Below are 17,567 nucleotides of genomic sequence, written 5' to 3'. Positions count from 1 at the left end.
GGTCGGTTCTCCCGAATGGAAAGGGCGTAGGGTGGGACGGTAGCCGGCCCACCGGTTACAGCGTTGATCGACGCCCGTCGCGGGCGTCGTGGTGGGTCAGAGCATCGACGCTCTGCCCACCCTACGGCTCTCCGGCCTTATTACTGGTTGGCAGCTTGCGCGGCCTTGATCAGGTCAGCGCCGATCTCACCTTCGAACTTCTTCCATACCGGCTGCATGGCATCGCGCCATTGGCCGCGCTGCTCAGGAGTCAGGGTCAGGATCTCGGTGGTGCCTGCTTCGACGATGCGCTGCTTGTCGCCTTCATTGAGGGCATCAGCCTGTTTGTTCACCTCGACGGTGACCTCGGCGATGATCTTGTTCAGCTCGTCGCGTACGTCAGCCGGCAGACCTTCCCAGAACTTGGTGTTGGTGATCAGCATGTAGTCCAGCAGGCCATGGTTGGACTCGGTGATGTACTTCTGCACTTCGTGCATCTTCTGGCTGTAGATGTTCGAGTACGGGTTTTCGGCACCGTTGACCACGCCGGTCTGCAGACCTTGGTAAACCTCGGCGAAGCTCATCTTGCGCGGGTTGGCGCGCACGGCCTTGAACTGCTCTTCCAGTACGGCAGACGCCTGTACGCGGAACTTCAGACCACGGGCGTCTTTCGGCTCCAGCAGCGCCTTGTTGGCCGACAGCTGCTTCAGGCCGTTGTGCCAGTAGGCCAGGCCGGTGATGCCCTTGTCGGTCATGGAGGTCAGCAGTTTCTGGCCTTCCGGACCTTTCTGGAAGCGATCAACTGCAGCCATGTCGTCGAACAGGAACGGCAGGTCGAATACCTGCAGCTGCTTGGTGTAATGCTCGAACTTGGCCAGGGACGGGGCGATGATCTGGACGTCGCCGAGCAGCAGCGCTTCCATTTCCTTGCCGTCACCGAACAGCGAGGAGTTCGGGTAGACCTCGACCTTGACCTTGTCGCCCAGACGCTCTTCAGCCAGTTGCTTGAACAGAACGGCACCCTGACCTTTCGGGGTGTGCTCGGCAACCACGTGGGAGAACTTGATGACGATCGGGTCGGCAGCGTGAACCACGCCAGCGATGGACAGGGACAGGGCGCAAGCCAGCGCCTTGGCAGTCAGTTTGAACATGCGGATGCTTCCTCTTGTTGTGTTTATCGCATTTGCGCCGAGGGGCGCAGCTGACGAACGGACAAGAGCAAGTCTAGGCGGCTTGGAGAAAAACGCCGGTGGCATTAGCGAGGCCTGGACTTGTACTTGTGGGTTCGCGTGGGGCAAATCCAGAGCAACCCTTGTGCCAGACCTCTGTGGCATGCGCATGACAAGTGCGCAAAAGCCCTTGGCCAGTGGTCTTGATGGCTTCTGGCCAATCGCGGCGCGGGCCTTTCGAAGCGCTCCCTGACCTATCGGTACGTCCTGATCTGGCGGTTTGCCGCCAGTCAGTCGAAGTCCTCTGGCGAGCTTCCGCCAGCGCCGGAGAAATTCAGCCCATGTTTGCGCAGTTTGTCGTGCAGGGTCTTGCGCGGCACGCCCAGGGCTTCGGCCAGGCTGCGTAGCGAGCCGTGCGGGCGGCTCAGCTCGGCGGCGATCAGTGCGCGTTCGAACGCTTCGACCTGCTCGCTGAGCCCGCCGTTGACCGGTGGCAGGTTCGGCGCATTGCTGTCGAGCGCCAGTTCCAGGCCCAGCGCGAAGCGCTCGGCAGCGTTCTGCAGTTCGCGCACGTTGCCTGGCCAGGGATGACGTAGCAACAGCGCGCGCTGCCCTGGCTGCAGCTCGCGCGGCGCCAGCGCATGGCGGGCGGCCGCCCCATCGGCGAAATGCTGGAACAGCAGCAGGGCGTCCTCGCCGCGCTCGCGCAGTGGCGGGATGGACAGCGGCGCGACGTTGAGGCGGTAGTAGAGGTCGGCGCGGAAGCGCCCGGCATCGGCAGCCTGGCGCAGATCTTCCTTGGTCGCGGCGATGATGCGGATATCCAGTGGGATCAGCTGATTACCACCGAGTCGCTCGACCACCCGCTCCTGCAGCAGGCGCAGCAACTTGACCTGCACGTCCATGCTCATGCTCTCGATCTCGTCGAGGAACAGGGTGCCACCGTTGGCGAACTCGAACTTGCCGATCCGCCGTTTCTGCGCGCCGGTGAAGGCGCCGGCCTCATGGCCGAACAGCTCGCTTTCCACCACCGATTCGGCCAGTGCGCCGGCGTTGATGGCGACGAAGGGCCCTTCGCGGCGGTTGGACAGGTCGTGCAGGGCGCGTGCGACCACCTCTTTGCCGGCGCCGGTCTCGCCGAGAATCAGGACATCGGTGGCGATGCTGGCAAGGGCGCCGATCTGTTCGCGCAGGCGTTGCATGGCAGGCGATTGGCCAACCAGGCGGCTGGCCAGTTGCTGGCGGTCGGTCAGCGCCATGCGCAGGCTGCGGTTGTCCAGCACCAGGCGACGTAGTTCCAGCGCGCGCCGTACGCTGTCGAGCAGATCATCATTGGCGAAGGGTTTTTCCAGGAAATCGTAGGCGCCGGCGCGCATCGCCTGCACGGCCAGCGGCACGTCACCGTGACCGGTGATCAGCAGCACGGGCAGTTCGGCATCGCGCTCGCGCAATTGCCGCAGCATTTGCAGGCCATCGATGCCGGGCATGCGGATATCGCTGACCACAACGCCTGGCCAGCCAGTGGGAATCCGCGCGGCCAGACCCTGTGCATCGCCCAGGCTGAGGACCTTGAGCCCGGCCAGATCGAGCGTCTGGCTGAGTGCCTGGCGCAGATGGGCGTCGTCGTCGATCAGCAGTACCTGAATGCGGCTGTCGATGGCGCTGTCGCTGGTCATGGCGAAGGGTCCTCTGAGGGTTGCAGGTTGACGCCGGGGGTGGCCAGGCGCAGGCGCAGGGTGATCAGCGCACCGCCGGATGGATGATTGGCCAGCAGCAGTTCGCCGTCCAGCGCACGCACCAGACTATCGCAGATGGCCAGACCCAGCCCCAGGCCCTGGGCGCTGGTCTTGGTGGTGAAGAAGGGTTCGCGCGCGCGCGCCAGTGATTCGGGCGAGAAGCCCGGGCCATTGTCGCGCAGCAGCAGGTGCAGGTACTCGGCCTGATGCTCGACGCTGATCCAGATGCGCCGTTGCGGCGCTCTATCGACCAACGCATCGAGTGCATTGCCGAGCAGATTGCCGAGCACCTGGCGCAGCCGCGTTTCACCGGCCTGGACCCAGAGGGTGGCGTCCGGCAGGTCGCGGATCAGCTCTACATCCATGCCCCGGCGGCGCTTGGCCAGCAGCGCGAGCGCATCGTCCAGCGCCGGCTGCAGGGCAACCCGCTCCGGTGCGTGACGATCACGGCGAGCGAAGGCGCGCAGGTGGGCGATGATCGAGGCCATGCGCTCGGTCAGTTCGCTGATCAATCTGAGATTGGTGCGAGCATCGTCGGTGCGCTGATGATCGAGCAGGGTGCTGGCGTTCTCCGCATAGCTACGGATCGCGCCCAGCGGCTGGTTGAGTTCGTGGCTGATGCTGGCGCTCATGGTGCCGAGTGCCGAGAGTTTACCGGCCTGGACCAGCTCATCCTGAGCGCGCACCAGTTCCTGTTGGGCCTGTTCACGCTCGAGTACCTCCTGCTTGAGGCGGCTGTTGAGCAACTCCAGATCCTGCGTACGTTCAGCGACGCGCTGCTCCAGCTCGGCCTTGGCGCGGGCGTCGAGGGCGATGCGTTCGAGGTAGTGACGGCGACGCAATATCAACAGACCAAGCAGCAGCAGCAGTGCCAGCAGGGCGGCCGCGCCCACGGCCACGGCACTGCGCACGGGGCGGTCGAGCAGTATGCGTGGGGCGAGAATGCTCACTGTCCAGCCGGTCTCTTCCAGAGCGCGGCTTTGTGTCAGCCAGGCGTTGGGATCGAGATCGAGAAGGGGCGGCGCCTGGGTCGGGTAGGGCTGGTTGGCGGCGATGGCCGATTGCTCGACGCGGTCCAGTGGACGGCTGGCGTGAAAGCGCCAGTCCGGGCGCGAGGTGAGAATCACCACGCCGTTGGTATCGGTGACCAGCAGCTGTTCCGGTGTGTTGCCCCATAGCGTTTCGGTATGGTCGAGGTCGACCTTGACTACAAGCGCGCCGATGTTGTGCTCGTCCTCGCGCACCGGGTAGGCGAAGTAGTAACCGCGCTTGCCGGACGTTGTACCCAGACCGAAGAAACGTCCCAGACGCCCGGCCAGCGCTTCACGAAAATAGGGGCGGAAAGCGAAGTTGCCGGCGACGAAACTGTCGGGTTTGTCCCAGTTGGAGGCGGCCAGAGTGACGCCGCGCGGGTTCATCAGATAGATGACGTCAGCGCCGGTCTGGCTTTTCACACGGGCCAGGAGGCGGTTGGCGTTATCCAGCGCGGCGGGGTCTCCAGGTGAATGCAGGGCGGCGCGCAGGCCTGGAAGGTCACCAAGAATCTGCGGCAGTACCTCATAGCGACGCAGCGTACCGAGCAGGTTGGCGACATACAGATCGAGGGTTTGCCGGTTCTGCTCGGTCAGCACTTCGCGGTAGTAGCGCTCGGCCAGGAAGTGAACGGGCCACAGCAGTGGCGCAAGCAGCAACGCCAGCAGCACGAGGCTGCGCCAGCGCAGGCGACGGGGAGTGGCAGTGTTCGTGCTCATGGCAAACCGGGCAGAAATGATCGGCGCATTATGCACGTTAAGCGCGCGGCCGGTGATGTGTGCCGGGCGCGCGGATGAAACGCAGAGTCTCAGTTCATGCGCTGCAGGCAGGCGTCCAGTGCAGTGCGCCAGTCCGGTAGGCGAACTTGCCAGTCCTGCTCCAGGCGGTTGCCATCCAGGCGTGAATTGAGTGGGCGCTGCGCCGGTGTCGGGTACTCGCTGCTGGGGATGGGACGAAGCCTGGCGCAGTGCTTGCCGGCCGCACGCAGGCGCTCGGCGATGGCGCTGGCGAAGCCGAACCAGCTGGTCTCGCCCTGGCAGGTCAGGTGGTAGGTGCCCCAGTGATGACGCCCCTGCTGCCACTTGTCGATCAGTTCGGCGGTGGCGCTGGCGATGCTGCCGGCCCAGGTCGGCGCGCCGATCTGGTCGTCGACCACGCTGAGCTCCTCTCGCTCCTGCAGCAGGCGCTGCATGGTCAGCAGGAAGTTGCGTCCGTGCTGCGAGTAGACCCAACTGGTGCGCAGGATCAGGTGATCGCAGCCGCTGATGCGCAGCGCCTGTTCGCCGGCCGCCTTGCTGGCACCGTAGACGCCGAGCGGGTGTGGCGTATCGGCTTCACGGTAGGGGGCGGCCTTGCTGCCGTCGAAGACGTAGTCGGTGGAGTAGTGGATCAACGGGATGTCGAGTTCGAAGCAGGCGTCGGCCATGGCGGCCGGCGCCTCGGCATTGACGGCGAAGGCCAGCGCTCGCTCCTGCTCGGCCTGGTCAACGGCAGTATAGGCGGCGGCATTGACCACCAGCGCCGGCCGCTCGCGCAGAATGGTTTCGCGCAGGCTGTCCGGGCGCGACAGGTCGAATGCCTGCCTGCCGAGGCTGATCAGTTCGTGCTCGTGCAGGGCCAGTTGCAGTTCGCGAGCGACCTGGCCGGTATGGCCGCTGATCAGAATCTTCATGCGAAGGTCTCGGCGTCGGTCAGGCTCAGGCCCTGTTGATCCTTGGCCGAGAGTTGTGGCGTCAGACCTTCGAGCGGCCAGTCGATGGCCAGTTGTGGGTCGTCCCAGCGGATGCAGCGCTCGTGGGCCGGGGCGTAGTAGTCGGTGGTCTTGTAGAGAAACTCGGCGTATTCGCTGAGCACCAGGAAACCGTGGGCGAAGCCTTCCGGCACCCACAACTGGCGCTTGTTTTCGGCGGACAGGTGCACGCCGACCCACTTGCCGAAATTCGCCGAGCTGCGACGTACGTCGACCGCGACGTCGTAGACCTCGCCAGCACTGACCCGCACCAGCTTGCCCTGGGCCTGCTGCAGTTGATAGTGCAGGCCGCGCAGCACGCCGCGCGCGGAGCGCGAATGGTTGTCCTGAACGAACTCGCGGGTGATGCCGGTGGCCTCGGTAAAGCGCCGGGCATTGAAGCTCTCGTAGAAGAAGCCGCGTTCGTCGCCGAATACCTGAGGTTCGAGAATCAGCACTTGCGGCAATGCAGTGGTAATCACCTTCATGGGAGTTCCTCGGCAAGCTTGTACAGGTACTGACCGTAGCCGGTCTTGCCCAATGCCTTGGCGCAGGCAAGTAGCTGGTCGCGGTCGATCCAGCCCTGCTGGTAGGCAATTTCTTCGAGGCAGGCGACCTTCAGGCCCTGGCGTTTTTCCACTGTCTGCACATAGTGCGAGGCTTCGAGCAGGCTGTCGTGGGTACCGGTGTCGAGCCAGGCGAAGCCGCGGCCGAAACGTTCCACTCGCAGGTCACCGCGGGCCAGGTAGGCGTTGTTCACGTCGGTGATTTCCAGCTCGCCACGTGGCGAGGGTTTGACCGCCTTGGCGATCTGCACCACGTCGTTGTCGTAGAAATACAGGCCGGTCACGGCAAAGCTGGACTTCGGTTGTACCGGCTTTTCCTCGATCGACAGTGCATTGCCCGCGGCGTCGAATTCGACTACCCCGAAGCGCTCGGGATCGCTGACCCAGTAGCCGAAGACCGTGGCGCCATGTTCATGGTTTGCTGCGCGCAGCAGTTTCTCGGTGAAGTGCTGGCCGTGGAAAATGTTGTCGCCGAGGATCAGGCACACCGAGTCGTTGCCGATGAAGGACTCGCCAATCAGGAAGGCTTGCGCCAGACCATCGGGAGAAGGTTGCTCGGCAAACTGCAGTTCGATGCCGAACTGGCTACCGTCGCCAAGCATCTTGCGGAAGTTGGGCAAATCTTCGGGGGTGGAGATGATCAGAATCTCGCGAATGCCGGCCAGCATCAGCACTGACAGCGGATAGTAGATCATCGGTTTGTCATAGATCGGCAGCAGTTGCTTGGACACACCGAGGGTGATGGGGTGCAGGCGAGTGCCGGAGCCGCCGGCGAGGATGATGCCTTTCATGTTTTCGGTATTCCTTGTCGATGCGTAGGGCGGGTGCAACCCGTCGCTGCCTGGCTGGCGGGTTGCACCCGCCCTAAGTCTTGAACTCTACAGGGCGCCGAGCCGCTGGCCCTGATAGCTGCCATCCTGAACGCGGCGGCACCAGTCGAGATTGTCCAGGTACCACTGCACCGTCTTGCGCAAACCGCTTTCGAAGGTTTCCTCTGGTACCCAACCCAGCTCGCGCTCGATCTTGCTGGCGTCGATGGCATAGCGCAGGTCGTGACCTGGGCGATCCTGTACGTAGGTGATGAGGTCTTCATAGCGCGCGATACCGGCCGGCTTCTGCGGTGCCAACTCTTCCAGCAGCGCGCAGATGGCGCGTACCACATCGAGATTCTTCTGCTCGTTGTGCCCGCCAATGTTGTAAGTCTCACCGACCTCGCCCTCGCTGACCACCTTGAGCAGCGCGCGAGCGTGATCCTCCACATAGAGCCAATCGCGTACCTGCTGGCCGTTGCCGTAAACCGGCAGCGGTTTGCCTGCCAGGGCATTGAGGATCATCAGCGGGATCAGCTTCTCGGGGAAGTGGTAAGGGCCGTAATTGTTCGAACAGTTGGTGATCAGCACCGGCAGACCGTAGGTACGCTGCCAGGCGCGTACCAGGTGATCGGACGCCGCCTTGCTCGCCGAATAAGGTGAGCTGGGCGCGTAGGGCGTGGCTTCGGTGAAGAGGTCATCGACACCGTGCAGGTCGCCGTACACCTCATCGGTGGAAATGTGGTGGAAGCGAAACGCCGCTTTGCGTTCTGCACTCAGGCCAAGCCAATAGGCGCGGGTGCTTTCCAGCAGGCTGTAGGTGCCGACGATATTGGTCTGGATGAACGCAGCTGGGCCATCGATGGAGCGGTCGACATGGGACTCGGCGGCCAGATGCATGATGGCGTCGGGTTGGAACTCGGCCAGCGTCGCAGCGACTTGTGCGCTATCGGCGATGTCGGCGTGGACGAAACGGTAGCGCGGGCTGTCGGTGACTGGCGTGAGGGACTCCAGGTTGCCGGCATAGGTCAGTTTGTCGAGGTTGAGTACCTCGTGTTCGGTGTCCTGAATCAGATGACGAATCAGAGCCGAACCGATGAAGCCGGCGCCGCCGGTGATAAGGATGCGCATCTGCTCATAACCTCGCTATGTAACCTTTCGCCATACCCACGATCCGAGTGCGGTAAGTGCAATGAACAAGCGACGGATATGGACAGTGCAAAAACAAAAAAGGCCTGCATGAAAGCAGGCCCTGATATTAGATGGTGCCGGCACCAGGAGTCGAACCCGGGACCTACTGATTACAAGTCAGTTGCTCTACCAGCTGAGCTATACCGGCACTGAAGGGCCGCCATTATATCCATTCGTCAGCCTGAGTAAAGCCACCTTCGAGCCAGGTTTTTCCGGGCTCGGCTATCAGCAGCTTTCGGCTTATGCACAAAGAGAAGGCGTATCCGATAGCTGCGCACCGGCTTTGTGCATTCGATCACGATTTTTCGCAAGTCATTGTTTTTACTACGGCTTCGGAGGTTGTTCGAAAAATGATCAGATGTCTACGAGGCCATTCCCAAGTGGCTTTGCAGCATTTGCCCAGAAAGGATCAACAGAGTTATCCACAGCTTCTGTGCGCAACTCAGGCGCGCTCGGCCAGCAGTAGCAAGTTGCGCGGGCTTAGTTGGTAATCACAGAAGGTGCCCAGCTTCACCTTGTAGCCCTGGTCCTGCAGATACAGGGCGCGGTCGAGCAGCAGCCAGAGTTCCAATGGCCGGCGGAACAGGTTGCGCAGCAGCTCCAGATTGCGCACTTCGGCCAGGCGTTGCCAGCCGCGCGCTTCCAGCGCGTGCCAGTCCTGCTCACCGGGCGACGGCACATCGCGCAGCGCGGCGAGGTCATGACAGAAGCTGGCGAACGGTTTGTTGAACCAGTCGCTGGGCAGTGATGGTGTTGGCAGGTAGTCATCGATACCACTTAGCTGACGTTGCAGCAGATCGAAAGCCAGGCGCCAGGCCATCGACTGATTGCGTTGTCTGCGCACGCGGGCGCCAGCCGTGACGGTTTCGCTCAGCGGCAGGCCGAGGTCGTCGCGCGATAGTTGCAGGCCTGAGCCCTGCGCGGCTGCCGACAACGGCTGGTAGTGCATGCCGGCGATGCGGTTGTAGCAGCAGGGCGCTACCGCCAGTTGCGGGCATCCGTTGCGGCTGGCCAGTTGCAGCAGGCGTACATGCAGGTCGCCGCAGGCGTGCAGGGCCACGGGAGTGTGTTCTTTCGTCAGGCGTTCGTTGCAGTCATCGGCAAGCACATCCTGCTGGAGATGTGCGGCGTTCAGTCCAAGGCGGTTGCTCAGTGCGCTACCGGACTCGATCAGCGCCGGATCGTATTCCAGGCAGGTCAGGTGTTGATCATCCTGAGTCAGCCAGCGACCGAGGTGGCCTTTGCCGGAGCACCAGTCGAGCCAGTGCGTGGGGCGCTGGCGAAACTGCAGGTGACGGGCAAAGGCCTGGATCTGCGCCAGCTTCCTGCCGGGTACATCGACGCTCAGGGCGTGCGCGCGCGATGGACTGTCCAGGCTCGGCATCTCACTCAACTGACTAAGCGCTTGCGCCTGGCGGGCCAAGTCGGGAAAGGGCGCTGGTGCAGAGAGTGCGAAGGGGCTGTTGTCGCTGGCCTCAGCCTGCTCCAGGGAGCGGCGGCGTAGCCAGGTAGCGAGTGCCGCCAGCTCTGCTTCCCAAGGCAGTTGCAGGTGATGAAACGGCCGTGGGCGCCACAGCGCCTGATGCTGCAGAAGAAAGCTGTCCAGGTCCTGGAAGCGGGTGAGCAGATCGCCAGAGGTAAGGATGGGCTCGGACATGGCGCTCATGCGTCGGGTTGAGCCGGGCTGCCAAGTGGCCGCCCGGTTGGCTTAGGCTCTGTACGAAAAGTGCCTGCGCTCGCTGATGCTTCGTTAAAAACCGGTTCGGAATGCTCATTTACCACTCGTAAACTGCGCTTCCTCACCGGTTTTTGCCTCGCCTGACCTTCGCTCGACGACTTTTCGTACAGAACCTAGCGACCCTGGCAGGCGTCAACGCGCAACCAGCGCTCCAGCAGGCGGAAGGCGCGCACCAGAACGAAGGCGATGACCAGGTAGAACAGGCCAGCGGCAAAGAAGATCTCCACCGGCAGGTAGGTGCGCGCGATGATGGTGCGCGCCATGCCGGTCAGCTCGAGCAGCGTCACGGTGCTGGCCAGGGCGCTGGCCTTGAGCATCAGGATCACTTCGTTGCTGTAGGCCGGCAGGCCGATGCGCGCTGCGCGTGGCAGGACGATGTAGAACATGGTCTTGGCCCGCGACATGCCCAGTGCGCGGGCTGCTTCCACTTCACCGGGCGGTACGGCCTGAATGGCACCGCGCAGGATCTCGGCGATATAGGCAGCGGTGTGCAGGGTCATGGTGATGATCGCGCACCAGTAGGGATCGCGAAGGTAGGGCCAGAGTGGGCCCTGGCGTACGGCGTCGAACTGCGCCAGGCCGTAGTAGACCAGGAACAGCTGCACCAGCAGTGGTGTACCGCGAAAGAAGAAGATGTAGCCATAGGGCAGGGCGCGCACGTACCAGTGCTTGGATGCGCGGGCGATGCCCATCGGCAGTGCGAGGATCAGGCCCGCGACGACGGCGATGGCCACCAGTTCCAGGGTCAGCAGCGCGCCTTCGGACAGGCGCGGCAGCCACTTGATGATGACGGTCCAGTTCAGGCTGGAAAGGCTCGACCAAAGCGCATAAGCGACGAGAAGGCCTGCTGCGAGCCAGGCGACGATAGCGGCGTTCTTTCTCATGAGGCGCTCCGGACGAAGCCGCGACTGGCGCGCTTCTCAAGGAAATACAGGCCGATCATGGCGAGAACGGTCAGGCCCAGATAAATGAAGGCTGCGACCATGTAGAAGGTGAAGGGCTCCTTGCTGGCAGTCACCGCAATCTGCGAGCGGCGCATGATTTCCTCCAGGCCGATCACCGACACCAGCGCGGTGTCCTTCATCAGGATCATGAACAGGTTGCCCAGGCCGGGCAGGGCGATACGCCACATCTGCGGCAGGATCAGCTTCCAGAGAATGCGCGCCTTGGACATGCCGAGCGCAAGACCGGCTTCGCGGTGGCCCTTGGGTATGGCCAGGATGGCGCCACGGAACACCTCGGTGGCGTAGGCACCGAAACACAGGCCGAGGGCGATGGTGCCCGCAGCGAAGGCGGAGAGTTCGAGGCTCTCGACACCTAGCAGGTCGGCCAGGCTGCGCATCAGGCCAACTGTGCCGAAATAGATCAGCAGCACCCAGAGCAGTTCGGGCACGCCGCGCACGAGGGTGGAATAGCTGCCGCCGAGCCACTGCAGCGGCTTGTACGGCGAAGTCTTGGCCAGCGCGCCGAGCAGGCCGAGCACCAGACCTACAGCCAGCGCACAAAGCGCCAGTTGGATGGTCATCAGGGTGCCGGCGGCCAGGGCGGGGCCGAATCCGTGGAGTTCGAAAATCATCGGAGGGCTCGGGCAACTGCGCCGCCCAATGGGCGACGCAATGCCTTCAGGTCATCAATAGATGCTGAACGGGAAGTACTTGTCGTTGATCTGCTTGTAGGTGCCGTCTTCGATGATGGCTTGCAGAGCGGTATTCAGCTTCTCGCGCAGCGGGTCGCCCTTGCGCACGGCGATGCCGATCTTGTCGTTGTCGAATACCGGGTCGCCCTTGAACTCGAAGTCCTTGCCGGCGTCGCTCTTGAGCCATTCCCAGTTGACGAAGGTGTCGGCCAGCACGCCATCGAGACGGCCGGAGGCCAGGTCGAGGTAGGCGTTTTCCTGGGTGTCATACAGCTTGATGTCGACCACCTTGTCCAGGTTGTCTTCCAGCCAGGTGCCGGCGATGGTGGCGCGCTGCGCACCGATCACCTTGCCTTTGAGGCTGCCGGCATCGGTCTTGAAGTCGCTGGTTTTAGGGGCGATGAACTGCAGCTTGTTGGTGTAGTACGGTTCGGTGAAATCGACCGCGGCCTGACGCTCTTCGGTGATCGACATCGAAGCGATCAGGAAGTCGAACTTCTTGGCGTTCAGGGCTGGAATGATGCCATCCCAGTCGGAGGTGACCACTTCGCATTCGGCCTGCATCTTGGCGCACAGCGCCTGGCCGATTTCCACGTCGAAGCCGGTGACCTTGCCACTGGCGTCGATCAGGTTGAAGGGCGGGTAGGCGCCTTCGGTGCCGAGTTTCAGTTTGTCAGCTGCGACAGCGCTGGTGCCGAAAGCCAGGGTAGCGGCTGCGGCCAGCAGGATCTTCTTATAGTTCTGCATGCATGTTGCTCCGTGTTAGCGATTGCTGGACATGAATTGTTTACAGCGTGCCGAGTTCGGGTTGTCAAACACCTGAGCGGGTGGCCCCTGTTCCTCGACCAGGCCCTGGTGGAGAAACACCACCTCGCTGGACACCTGGCGAGCGAAACTCATTTCATGGGTCACCAGCAGCATGGTGCGACCCTCGTCGGCAAGCGCGCGAATCACATTAAGCACTTCTTGTACCATCTCCGGGTCGAGCGCCGAAGTCGGCTCGTCGAACAGGATCACCTTGGGCTGCATGGCCAGGGTGCGGGCGATGGCCGCGCGTTGCTGCTGGCCGCCGGAAAGCTGGTTGGGGTAGACGTGACGTTTGTCGGCGATACCGACCTTGGCCAGCAGCGCTTCAGCCACCTCGATGGCCTCGGCCTTGCTCTGGCCGAGCACGCGACGTGGCGCCTCGATGATGTTGTCGAGCACGCTCATGTGCGGCCACAGATTGAAATTCTGGAAGACGAAACCGATCTCGCTGCGCAGGCGGTTGATCTGCCTGTTGTCGGCGGCAACCAGCTCACCGTTCTTCGCGGCCTTGAGCTTGAGTTCCTCGCCAGCGACGAAAATCTGACCCTTGTGCGGGTTTTCCAGCAGATTGATGCAACGCAGGAAGGTGGACTTGCCGGAGCCGGAGGAGCCGAGAATGGAGATGACGTCGCCATCTTTGGCGGTCAGGGAAATACCCTTGAGCACTTCGAGATCGCCGTAGCGCTTGTGCAGGTTGCGGATTTCCAGCGCGGGCGTCGCCTCGGCCATGGGGTGGTGTCCTCTTCTTCTTCGAATGCGCTCCGGCGTACGGCGGGCCGTCCTGGCTGGCGGCCAAGCTAGCATAGCGTTTCCGTGACCGCCAAGCCGTTTGCTGGCCCATGGCTTGCTCTATGGTCAGGGTGTCGCCTGGTTACAGCAGGTTGTCGCGCAGATGCAAAACGGGTCGATCAGCTTACGTCGTTCAAATACGGCTCGACCATGTCATCGACGTGCTGCTCATGTTTTGAGCAATGCGTTGAAGAGGTCACTTGTATTTGCCGCTGAGCTCACCCGTGTTTGAGGTGAAATAGCGTTTATTCGATTGCGCTGCTACGAGGCAAGAGACGCCAAGCCCATTTTTGTAAGAGCATGCGGACGCAGCTTGGAGGTCTAAAAACAGAAAACCCCCGATACCAGCGGTATCGGGGGTTTCGGTATTCATGGTGCCCAGGGACGGAATCGAACCGCCGACACGGGGATTTTCAATCCCCTGCTCTACCAACTGAGCTACCTGGGCTAACGGGGCGCTATTAGACGGATTTGAAGGATCAGTGTCAAGCGCGGGTTTGAAAAATATTTAATTATTTCGGGCGCTTAGGCTCGTGACGGGTAGGGTGCGCCGTGCGCACGGCCTTGCAGATGCCCTGATACGCATGGCGCACCCTACGCCTGTCTTATTCGCTTGGCGGTACGTAGCCTTCGGCCTGGGCGTATTCCTCGCCGGAGAGGAACTTGTCCATCTCGGTTTGCAGGAACTTGCGGTCTTCGGCGTTCATCATGTTCAGACGACGCTCGTTGATCAGCATGGTCTGGTGTTTCTGCCACTCGTCCCAGGCCTGCTTGGACACGTTGGTGAAGATGTCTTCGCCTTTGGGGCCAGGGTAGGGCGCGCGATCCAGGCCGGGCAGTTCCTGTTTGTATTTGCGGCACAGCACGGTGCGGGTCATGTCGGTTCTCCAGCGGTAATGACTTGCGCCGCGCGTTTCAGCAGCTTCTTCACCGGGGCGGCGAGGCCCAGGCGCGGCGGGGTGGCGAGGTTATACCAGAGCCAGTCGGCCTCGGCCACGCGACCTGGCTGTTCGGTTACCTCGATCAACCAGGGTTCGATGGTCAGCTGGAAGTGGCTGAAGGTGTGGGTCAGGCCTTCCATTTCGCGGCGTTCGCCGAGTGCGAGCTGTTGCTGCTGGGCGAAGTCTGCGAGCTGTGCGAGATCGTCCAGTTCCGGCAGGCTCCAGAGTCCGCCCCACAGTCCCGTCGAGGGGCGGCGATAGAGCAGGATGTCGCCGGTTTCATTGACCAGCAGCGGCATCAGGGTGCGTTTCTGCGGCAGTGTCTTGCGCGGCTTGGGCACCGGATAGCGGATTTCCAGGCCGAGCAGGTGCGCCTGGCAGCCGCTGCGCACCGGGCACAGCAGGCAGGTGGGTTTGCTGCGCGTGCAGAGGGTGGCGCCGAGGTCCATCATCGCCTGGGTGTAGTGGTTGACCCGTGCGTGCGGGGTGAAGCGCTCGGCGACGTCCCACAGCTGTTTGGCCACCTTCGGCTCGCCAGGGTAGCCCTCCTGCGCGACGTAGCGCGCCAGCACGCGTTTGACGTTGCCGTCGAGGATCGGCGCGCGCAGGCCCATGCTCAGGCTGGCGATGGCGCCGGCGGTGGAGCGGCCGATGCCGGGCAGTTCGCTGAGCGCCTCTACGCTGCGCGGGAACTCGCCACCGTGCTCGCGCATGACGATCTGCGCGGTCTTCTGCAGGTTGCGCGCGCGGGTGTAGTAACCCAGGCCGGTCCACAGGTGCAGCACTTCGTCTTCCGGCGCTTCGGCCAGGTCCTTCACGGTGGGCAGCGCGGCCATGAAGCGGTCGAAGTAGCCAAGCACGGTACTGACCTGGGTCTGCTGCAGCATGATTTCCGACACCCAGACGCGGTAGGGCGTGATGTTCTGCTGCCAGGGCAGGTCCTTGCGCCCGTGCTGGTCGTACCAGGCCAGCACGGCGCCGTTGAATTGCTCGGGGCTCATCGGTTGAACAGGCCCTTGAGTGCGTCTTTCAGTTCTGGACTGACCTTGTCGCCGAGCTTCTCTTCCAGCTTCTCGGTCAGCTTGTTGCCGGCCAGGCGCGCGGCGATCTTGCCGAGGCCGTCCTGATCCAGGCGGCAGGCCTTGGCGCCGAGTTCCAGCGGGCCACGGCAACGCAGCGGCCATTCGATGCCGACGTAGCGCTCGTTGACCTGGCACGCCGGGTCCGGCATTTCGCGCTGGTCGCCTTCCAGGGTGATGCCGACCTTGTAGTCGAGGCCGAGCACGCGCAGGTCGAGGTCGCCGTTGCCGCTGACTGCCAGGCCCGGCACCTGGGCCTTGAGGTCGGGGTTGTGGGCGACGCCGTCGCGCACGCTGAGGCTGCCCTTGAGTTCGCGGAAGGGGGTGTCCTTGCCGGTTGGCGGGTTGCTCAGTGCCTTGCGGTTGAGAGTGGCGATGCCACGGCACAGCTGCTGTTCGAGGTTGGCGTCGACCAGCACGCCGTCGTTGAGAACGAAGCTGGCGTTACCGTTGAGCGCTTCGACCCAGGCCTTCTGGCTGTTGCCACGGGTGTTGAACTTGGCGTCCAGGTCGAGCAGGCCCTTGATCGGCGAAGGCTGATCGTCCTTTTTCAGCAGCGGCTCCAGCGGTATGCGGCTCAGGCGCTTTTCCACGCTGAGCATCGGCTCGGCCTGGCGCACGTCGATGCGCCCGCTGCCGACGAAGCTGCCGCCCTGCAGTTTGCCGCGCGCCTCTTCCACGGTGATCAGGCCGCCACGGCCGTTGGCCTTGAGGTTGACGTCGCTGAGCTGATGCTTGTCGTAGGTGAGCTGGGCGAGGCTGAGCGCCAGTTGCAGGTCGAGTTTGCGCAACTGATCCACCGGCAGCACTTTGTCGTCGCTCCAGGCCTGCTGGGTGGGTTTGTTGGGCAGTGGGGTGGAGCCGTCCTTGCCGGCGCCGGCGATGCTGTCCTTGACCTCGGCCTTGCGCGCTGCCGCGGCGCTGTCCTGGGTTTTTGGCGGCAGGTAGCGGTTCAGGTCGAGCCTGTCGCCCTTGAGGTCAGCGCGCAGGGCCTGCTTGGCGAAGTCGCTCACACCGAGGTTGCCGCTGAAGGTGCTGCCGTCGAGTTTGAGGTTGAGCTCTTCGAGCATCATGCCCTTGCTCGAACCGTTCAGGCGGCTGACCAGTTCGAACTGGCTGAGACTATCGGCGGCCTGCATGGCCGGCAGTTCGACGCCGACGCCGTCGAGGAATTCACGCAGGTTGAGCGAGGCGATGGACAGCCCGCCGGAAATCCTGGCGTCCTTGTCCAGTTCGCGTGCCTTGATTTCGCCGAGGGCGCGCAGCTGGTTGGCGGAGAGCTTGAGGCCATTCCACTCGGCGATGTTGGCGGCCAGGTCGACCAGCAGTTGGCCCTGGGCGGAGAAGTTGAGGGTCTTGCCCTTGAGCGGCTCGCCCGAGGCTTCGCCGGCCAGTTTCAGGTCTTCGAACTGGTAGCGCTTGAGCGCGCGGTCGAAACGCAGCTGGCCTTCAACCTCGCTGCGTGCGCGCAGCACCGGCTGATTGGTGCCGAAGAAGGCGCTGAGTTTGACCGGGATACTGGCGCCTTCGCGGATGGCGCCGGTTTTCAGCTCGATGTTCTCGACGGTGAATTGCTGACCCTTCTGCGCGTCGCTGTAATCAACGCGCGAGTTGCTCAGGGTGAGGCTGTCGATATCCAGCTTGACCGGTTGGCCGGCCGGTTTGTCGCTCGGCTGGCTCGGCGGCGTGGTGTCGCTCGGCGCCGGCTCGCCAGGTGCTTGCTGTGGCGCACTGGCCTGGGCCGGGCGGCCGACGCCTTCCCAGTTACCACGGCCTTTGTCGTCACGCTGCAGGTTGAGATTGAGGCCGTCGACGCGGATATCGCTCATCTGCACTTCCTTGCGCAGCAGTGGCATCACGCGCACTGACAGGCCGATCATGCGCAGGTCGGCGAAGGGCTTTTCCGGGGTGTCGGCGCTGGCCAGGGTGGCGTCGGTGAGTTCCAGGCCCAGCCAGGGGAACAGGCTCCAGCCGATGTCGCCCCTGAGCTGCAGTTCGAGGTTGGCCTTGTCGCGAGCGATCTGGCGAATCTCGTCCTTGTAGTCGTTGGGGTCGAACAGATGAGTCAGGGCGAACAGCAGCGCCACTACGATCAGCAGCAAGCCGAGAAAGAAAAGGCCCAGGATCTTGCCTAACGCTTTCATGGACGGGTCCTTGGTTTCGAGAGCTGGAATGGCGGTTTGCAGACGACTGCCGATTATAGCGTCATGCCGTCATGTCCAGGCGCCTGCTTGAGGCGGTGAGCGGGGATCGGCTCGAGCTTGGATCGGAATAGGTTCGAGCGGTTCCCCGGCGCTGCGGCGTGCAGCAGGCGGGGTGTATCGACAGTATCTATCACGCAATAGATGAGGCCTTTTGGGTTTTTG

The 17,567-nt window shown here is 63.0% G+C and carries 15 protein-coding genes and 2 tRNA genes; all 17 read right to left on the bottom strand.

What is annotated here, in order from left to right:
- Positions 1 to 140: 140 nt before the first annotated feature.
- The 17 genes from dctP to H3221_RS13250 all read right to left on the bottom strand — a co-directional run bounded on the left by dctP (position 141) and on the right by H3221_RS13250 (position 17,345).
- A complete protein-coding gene (gene dctP / locus H3221_RS13330) occupies positions 141 to 1,130 on the bottom strand; it encodes a C4-dicarboxylate TRAP substrate-binding protein DctP (RefSeq protein ID WP_072424815.1) in 990 nt (329 codons plus the stop codon).
- Between the two features lie 308 nt (positions 1,131 to 1,438).
- Positions 1,439 to 2,824 (bottom strand): sigma-54-dependent transcriptional regulator, encoded by a 1,386-nt coding sequence (locus H3221_RS13325; protein ID WP_196476584.1) that lies wholly within the window; start codon positions 2,822 to 2,824, stop codon positions 1,439 to 1,441.
- On the bottom strand, positions 2,821 to 4,635 hold the full coding sequence (locus H3221_RS13320; RefSeq protein ID WP_196476585.1) for a sensor histidine kinase: 1,815 nt from the start codon (positions 4,633 to 4,635) through the stop codon (positions 2,821 to 2,823). The genes H3221_RS13325 and H3221_RS13320 overlap by 4 nt, the downstream gene beginning before the upstream one ends.
- Positions 4,636 to 4,724: 89 nt before the next feature.
- Positions 4,725 to 5,588 (bottom strand): dTDP-4-dehydrorhamnose reductase, encoded by an 864-nt coding sequence (gene rfbD / locus H3221_RS13315; RefSeq protein WP_196476586.1) that lies wholly within the window; start codon positions 5,586 to 5,588, stop codon positions 4,725 to 4,727.
- Complete coding sequence (gene rfbC, locus H3221_RS13310; protein ID WP_196476587.1) at positions 5,585 to 6,133, bottom strand: dTDP-4-dehydrorhamnose 3,5-epimerase; 549 nt, start codon at positions 6,131 to 6,133, stop codon at positions 5,585 to 5,587. The genes rfbD and rfbC overlap by 4 nt, the downstream gene beginning before the upstream one ends.
- Positions 6,130 to 7,002: a glucose-1-phosphate thymidylyltransferase RfbA gene (gene rfbA, locus H3221_RS13305; RefSeq protein ID WP_196476588.1), complete on the bottom strand. Its 873-nt coding sequence runs from the start codon at positions 7,000 to 7,002 to the stop codon at positions 6,130 to 6,132. The genes rfbC and rfbA overlap by 4 nt, the downstream gene beginning before the upstream one ends.
- 87 nt (positions 7,003 to 7,089) lie before the next feature.
- Positions 7,090 to 8,151, bottom strand: coding sequence for a dTDP-glucose 4,6-dehydratase (rfbB, locus tag H3221_RS13300; protein ID WP_196476589.1), 1,062 nt, complete (start codon positions 8,149 to 8,151; stop codon positions 7,090 to 7,092).
- A gap of 132 nt (positions 8,152 to 8,283) precedes the next feature.
- Positions 8,284 to 8,359 (bottom strand) — tRNA-Thr (locus H3221_RS13295).
- A 294-nt stretch (positions 8,360 to 8,653) separates the two neighbouring features.
- A complete protein-coding gene (locus H3221_RS13290; protein ID WP_196476590.1) occupies positions 8,654 to 9,868 on the bottom strand; it encodes a methyltransferase in 1,215 nt (404 codons plus the stop codon).
- Positions 9,869 to 10,062: 194 nt separating this feature from the next.
- A complete protein-coding gene (locus tag H3221_RS13285) occupies positions 10,063 to 10,752 on the bottom strand; it encodes an ABC transporter permease (RefSeq protein WP_196476646.1) in 690 nt (229 codons plus the stop codon).
- A 77-nt stretch (positions 10,753 to 10,829) separates the two neighbouring features.
- Positions 10,830 to 11,525, bottom strand: a complete 696-nt coding sequence (locus tag H3221_RS13280) for an ABC transporter permease (RefSeq protein WP_196476591.1) — start codon at positions 11,523 to 11,525, stop codon at positions 10,830 to 10,832.
- Positions 11,526 to 11,579: 54 nt separating this feature from the next.
- On the bottom strand, positions 11,580 to 12,332 hold the full coding sequence (locus tag H3221_RS13275) for an ABC transporter substrate-binding protein (RefSeq protein WP_192985757.1): 753 nt from the start codon (positions 12,330 to 12,332) through the stop codon (positions 11,580 to 11,582).
- A 15-nt stretch (positions 12,333 to 12,347) separates the two neighbouring features.
- The gene (locus H3221_RS13270) at positions 12,348 to 13,121 is read right to left on the bottom strand and encodes an ABC transporter ATP-binding protein (protein WP_160020143.1); all 774 of its coding nucleotides are present in this window, start codon (positions 13,119 to 13,121) and stop codon (positions 12,348 to 12,350) included.
- A gap of 432 nt (positions 13,122 to 13,553) precedes the next feature.
- Positions 13,554 to 13,629: transfer RNA gene (locus H3221_RS13265), tRNA-Phe, on the bottom strand.
- Between the two features lie 157 nt (positions 13,630 to 13,786).
- The gene (locus H3221_RS13260; RefSeq protein ID WP_196476592.1) at positions 13,787 to 14,059 is read right to left on the bottom strand and encodes an oxidative damage protection protein; all 273 of its coding nucleotides are present in this window, start codon (positions 14,057 to 14,059) and stop codon (positions 13,787 to 13,789) included.
- On the bottom strand, positions 14,056 to 15,123 hold the full coding sequence (mutY, locus tag H3221_RS13255; RefSeq protein ID WP_196476593.1) for an A/G-specific adenine glycosylase: 1,068 nt from the start codon (positions 15,121 to 15,123) through the stop codon (positions 14,056 to 14,058). The genes H3221_RS13260 and mutY overlap by 4 nt, the downstream gene beginning before the upstream one ends.
- Positions 15,120 to 17,345, bottom strand: coding sequence for an AsmA family protein (locus H3221_RS13250; protein ID WP_196476594.1), 2,226 nt, complete (start codon positions 17,343 to 17,345; stop codon positions 15,120 to 15,122). Before H3221_RS13250 ends, mutY begins: the two co-directional genes overlap by 4 nt.
- Positions 17,346 to 17,567 lie beyond the last annotated feature (222 nt).

This window comes from Pseudomonas chaetocerotis, assembly GCF_015712105.2.
Lineage (GTDB): Bacteria > Pseudomonadota > Gammaproteobacteria > Pseudomonadales > Pseudomonadaceae > Aquipseudomonas > Aquipseudomonas chaetocerotis.
Note: the sequence above shows the minus strand (reverse complement) of the source record. Positions and strands in the feature narration are given on the sequence as shown.